The organism is Variovorax brevis (genome assembly GCF_030317105.1).
Taxonomy (GTDB): domain Bacteria; phylum Pseudomonadota; class Gammaproteobacteria; order Burkholderiales; family Burkholderiaceae_C; genus Variovorax; species Variovorax brevis.
Genome location: NZ_JASZYG010000061.1, coordinates 1 through 4,329, shown reverse-complemented (window position 1 = coordinate 4,329; position 4,329 = coordinate 1). Strand labels below are relative to the sequence as shown.

General features: G+C 65.8%; 4 protein-coding genes. 3 read left to right on the top strand and 1 reads right to left on the bottom strand.

Going from position 1 to position 4,329, the window contains the following annotated elements:
* A partial coding sequence (locus QTI66_RS39250) for a LysR family transcriptional regulator (RefSeq protein WP_286565786.1) occupies window positions 1-311 on the bottom strand: 311 nt, incomplete at its 3' end.
* Window positions 312-488: 177 nt separating this feature from the next.
* Here QTI66_RS39250 and QTI66_RS39245 point away from each other — a divergent pair.
* The 3 genes from QTI66_RS39245 to QTI66_RS39235 are packed head-to-tail and all read left to right on the top strand — an operon-like array spanning window position 489 to window position 4,278.
* Window positions 489-2,060: an AMP-binding protein gene (locus tag QTI66_RS39245; protein WP_286565785.1), complete on the top strand. Its 1,572-nt coding sequence runs from the start codon at window positions 489-491 to the stop codon at window positions 2,058-2,060.
* Window positions 2,061-2,076: 16 nt separating this feature from the next.
* Complete coding sequence (locus QTI66_RS39240; RefSeq protein WP_286565784.1) at window positions 2,077-3,285, top strand: acyl-CoA dehydrogenase family protein; 1,209 nt, start codon at window positions 2,077-2,079, stop codon at window positions 3,283-3,285.
* Between the two features lie 21 nt (window positions 3,286-3,306).
* On the top strand, window positions 3,307-4,278 hold the full coding sequence (locus QTI66_RS39235) for a Bug family tripartite tricarboxylate transporter substrate binding protein (RefSeq protein WP_286565783.1): 972 nt from the start codon (window positions 3,307-3,309) through the stop codon (window positions 4,276-4,278).
* Window positions 4,279-4,329: the final 51 nt, after the last annotated feature.

Below are 4,329 nucleotides of genomic sequence, written 5' to 3'. Positions count from 1 at the left end.
GCGTAGAGCGGTGACACGCCCACGCGCAACGTGCCCATCGCACCCAAGTGCAGGTCCGCGGCTTCCTTGATGGCGTCGCCCAGGCTGGCGCGCAGGGTCTGCGTACGCTGGCGGAACTGTTCGGCCACCGGCGTGAGCGTCATGCCACGCGCGCCTCGCTCGAACAGCGGAAAGCCCAGTTCCTTTTCAAGGCGCTGCAGACCCTTTGTCAGAGCAGGTTGCGACAAGCCCAGCGCCGCGGCGGCGCGACGCACCTGCCCGTGCTGGGCCACCGCCAGGAAATAGTCAATGTCGTCCAGCCGCAGGGCCATGGCGTACCTCCGTGAAGATTCCCGCTGCACGCGGGCGTACGCGCTCCGATAACCGCCCGTTATCGGATAACGCGACTGGATTATCCGCAACAGGGTCACCGCTTCCTAGACTTCCGCATCACTTCACTTCAGGAGACCACAGATGAACCACAGCCCTTGCAGCCCGGAGCGCCAACCATGAACCTCGGCATGTACCTCGCGCGCAGCGGCCGCCAGTGGGCAGAGCGTCCTGCCGTCCTGTTTCGCGACGGCGCTCTCACTTATCGTGATCTGGAACTGCGCTCCAACCGGCTCGCCCATGCCCTCAAGGCGCTCGGTCTGCAGCGCGGCGACCGCGTGGCGGTTGTGTCGCCCAATCGGCCGGAAATCGTGGAGCTCGAGTGCGCGCTCTACAAGGCCGGCCTTGTGAAAGTGGCGCTCAACTCGCGGCTCGCGCCGCAGGAACTGGCGGACGCGCTCGCCAACGCCGAGCCGGTGGCCTGCCTTGCCGGACCCGAGCACCGGGGCATGGTCGCACAGGCCGCTGCAAGCCTGCCGTGCTTGACGCACCGAATTGCTTTCGATGCCGGAGCCGCGAACGACGAGAGCGGCTGGCTCTCGTATGAAGAACTCCTGGCCTGCGCTCCCGACACCCATATGCACGAGGAAATGCGCCCGGACGAACTGGCCGTGCTGCACTACACCTCCGGTTCGACTGGCAAGCTCAAGGCCGCGATGCAAACCGTGGGCAATCGCTACGCGTCGCTGCGCAAGAACGTGATGGGCCGAATGCACGCCGACCCAGGCGACGTGCTCATGCTGTCGGGCCCGATCACGCACGCCAGCGGCATGTTCATCCAGCCGATGCTGTTCCAGGGCGCGACCATCCTGCTGATGGAGGGCTTTCGCCCCGCCGAGTACCTCGAGGCCATCGAGAAGCACCGCGTCACCATGGCCTTCCTGGTCCCGGCCATGATCTACGCGCTGCTGGCCGAGCCGAGCATCCGCATGCGCGACCTCTCCAGCCTGCGCCTCCTGAGCTATGGCGCTGCACCGATGTCGCCGGCGCGCATCCGCGAAGCCTGGGCTGCATTTGGCCCTGTGCTGGCGCAAGGCTACGGCGCGGGCGAGACCACCGGCGGCGTCGTGGGTCTTGGCATCGCCGATCACGCGGCGGCCATCGAGGGCGGCAAGGACGCGCTGCTGTCTGCGTGCGGGCGTCCTTTTTGTGAGTCGGATGTCCAGGTGCTGGACGACGCAGGCCGGCCCGTCGGCGGCGACGCGATCGGAGAGATCTGCGTGCGCGGCCCCGACGTATTCGCCGGCTACTGGCGCGAGCCCGAACAGACCGCGCAAGCACTGGATGCCAACGGATGGCTGCACACCGGGGACCTGGCGCGCGTAGACGACAAAGGCTACATCTACATCGTCGATCGAAAGAAAGAGATGCTGGTCTCCGGCGGCTTCAACGTTTACCCGAGCGAGATCGAGTCGGTGCTGGCCCAGCACCCTGCGATCTATGAAGTTTGCGTGGTCGGCGTGCCCGACGACCACTGGGGCGAGACGGTCAAGGCGGTGGTCGTGCTGCGCGAGGGTGCCCAGGCGGATGACGGCGAGATCATGGATTTCTGCCGCGGTCGACTGGCGGACTTCAAGCGGCCGCGCTCGGTCGACTTCGTGCCGCAGTTGCCCAAGAACGGCAATGGCAAGCTCTCGCGCAAGGACGTACGCGAGCATTACTGGCGCGGCCGCGAGCGGCGCGTGAACTGAGGACGTCGATATGGATATGGATACCACTCACTTGGCCCTGCGCATGCCGTTGCCTCCATTCGAGGGTTCCGACGCGGCGCGAGATTTCATCGCCCGACTCGACACCTTTCTTCGCGATGAGTTGCAGCCGCTCGCCACCGAGCACCACATCACTTCGGAGAATGGCGCGCCACGCGCATTGCTGGAGCGGGTGTGGAAGCGTTCGCGCGACCTCGGCTTCTATGGCATGACGCTGCCCAGGACGCTGGGCGGCGCCGGCTTCAACATCGTCGACCATGCGCTGATCAAGGAGTTCATCTACGCCAGTGGCTCCCCCTTCGCGCCGCACGTCCTCGGTGAGCTGACGGGGCCGCCGCGCGTCGGCGCCCTGGCCAAGCAGGCGACGCCGGATCAGATGGAACGCTTCATCCTGCCTGTCGCGCGCGCCGAAAAGGCGATCTGCTTCGCGATCACCGAACCCGAGGCCGGATCGGATGCCGGCGCTTTGCAAACGCGTGCCGTGCGCGACGGCGACAGCTTCGTGCTGAACGGGATCAAACGCTTCATCTCGGGCTCCCCGTTTTGCGACGTCGCGGTGATCATCTGCTCGACCAGCGATGACCCGGCGGTGCGCGAGACGACGGCCTTCTTCGTCGAGCGCGATCGCGAAGGCTTTCGCGTCGAAGCAGGCTACAAGACCATGGCAGGCCAATCCCATACAGGCAACATCGTCCTGACCAACTGCCGCATTCCAGCCACCAACCAGATCGGCGAGCGTGGCCGCGGACTGGCGCTGGCCTTGGGACGCATCACCGTCAACCGGCTTCTGCACTGCCCTGCGATGCTGGGCCTGGCCCGGCTGGCACTGGAGGATTCGCTGGCGCATGCCGCGAGTCGGCGCCAGTTCGGCCAGCCCATCGGCGCCTTCCAGGCCGTGCAGCACATGCTGGCCGACATGGCGACCGAACTTGCCGCAGCACGGGCACTGATGCTCAGCGTGGCGCGCAGCCTTGACGCAGGCGGCGAGGCACGCGCCGATGCCTCGATGGCGAAGCTGTTCTGTTCGGAGACCGCCTTCCGCATCGCCGATCGCGCCGTGCAGGTGCACGGCGGCGAAGGCATCGTGCAGGGCAGCCGCGTCGAATTCCTCTTCCGGCTGCTGCGCATGTACCGCGTGCTGACCGGCACCAGCGAAATCCAGCGCAACACCATCGCGCGCGAACTTCTCGGTCACGCGGTGCGCTAAATCACAGATCAGGAGACAAGCATGCAGACAATCACCCGACGCAGCCTGTTGCTGGCCACCGCCGGCCTCGCACTGCACGGTGCGGCGCTGGCGCAGGATTACCCCGCACGGCCGATCAAATGGGTCGTGCCCTACCTCGCCGGCACCGCCCCTGACACGACGGTGCGCATCACTGCCGAGGCGATGTCGCAGATCCTCAAGCAGCCGGTGGTGGTCGAAAACAAGGCCGGCGCGGCCGGCAATCTGGGTGCGCAGCTCGCGGCCCGCGCCCCAGCTGATGGGTACACGTGGGTTTACTCCGCGACGCCCATGGCGACCAACATGCGCATGTACCGCAAGCCCGGCTATGACGTGATGAAGGACTTCATCCATGTGGGCGGGATCACACGCTCGGACGTCGTGCTGGTCGTGGCAGCAGATAGCGGCATCCGCGACGCCAAGGAGCTTGTTGAACGCATGCGGCAACAGCCGGGCAAATTGTCCTATGCATCCGGCGGCGTGGGTACCCCGGCGCACATGGGCGCCGAACTCATCCTCAAGACGACCGGGACACAGGCGCTTCACGTTCCCTACAAGGGCGCCTCGGAATCGGCGAATGCCGTGTTGGGCAAGCAGGTGGACTTCGCGCTCACCATCAGTTCGGTATCGCTGCCCCACGTTGCCGGCGGGAAACTGAAGGCGCTGGCGGTGACGGCGCCTACGCGCAATCCGCGGCTGCCCGAAGTTCCCACACTCGCGGAAGCAGGCATACCCAATGTCATGCTGGTGTCCTACGGGGGCCTTTCGTTGCCGGCCGGAACACCCGCACCCATCGTGCAACGCGTCTCTGACGCGCTGCAGAAAGCGTTGGTTGATCCCGGCGTCCGTGCGAAGCTCGAAGCCAACGGCGCCGCTGTCGTGGCCAGCAAGTCCGAGGAATACGCTCAAAGCCTCGAATCGGAGATTGCGTTGACGGAGAAGATGATGAAGACCACCAACGTCACGGCGCAGTGAATCGCGGTGCACCGAACGTGGAGGACAACATGCGGGTGGTCAATGTTCGCC

What these genes read in the sequence shown, in the direction of transcription:
- QTI66_RS39235 (WP_286565783.1), top strand. Translation starts at nt 3,307, where the DNA reads ATGCAGACAATCACCCGACGCAGCCTGTTGCTGGCCACCGCCGGCCTC.
- QTI66_RS39245 (WP_286565785.1), top strand. Translation starts at nt 489, where the DNA reads ATGAACCTCGGCATGTACCTCGCGCGCAGCGGCCGCCAGTGGGCAGAG.
- QTI66_RS39240 (WP_286565784.1), top strand. Translation starts at nt 2,077, where the DNA reads ATGGATACCACTCACTTGGCCCTGCGCATGCCGTTGCCTCCATTCGAG.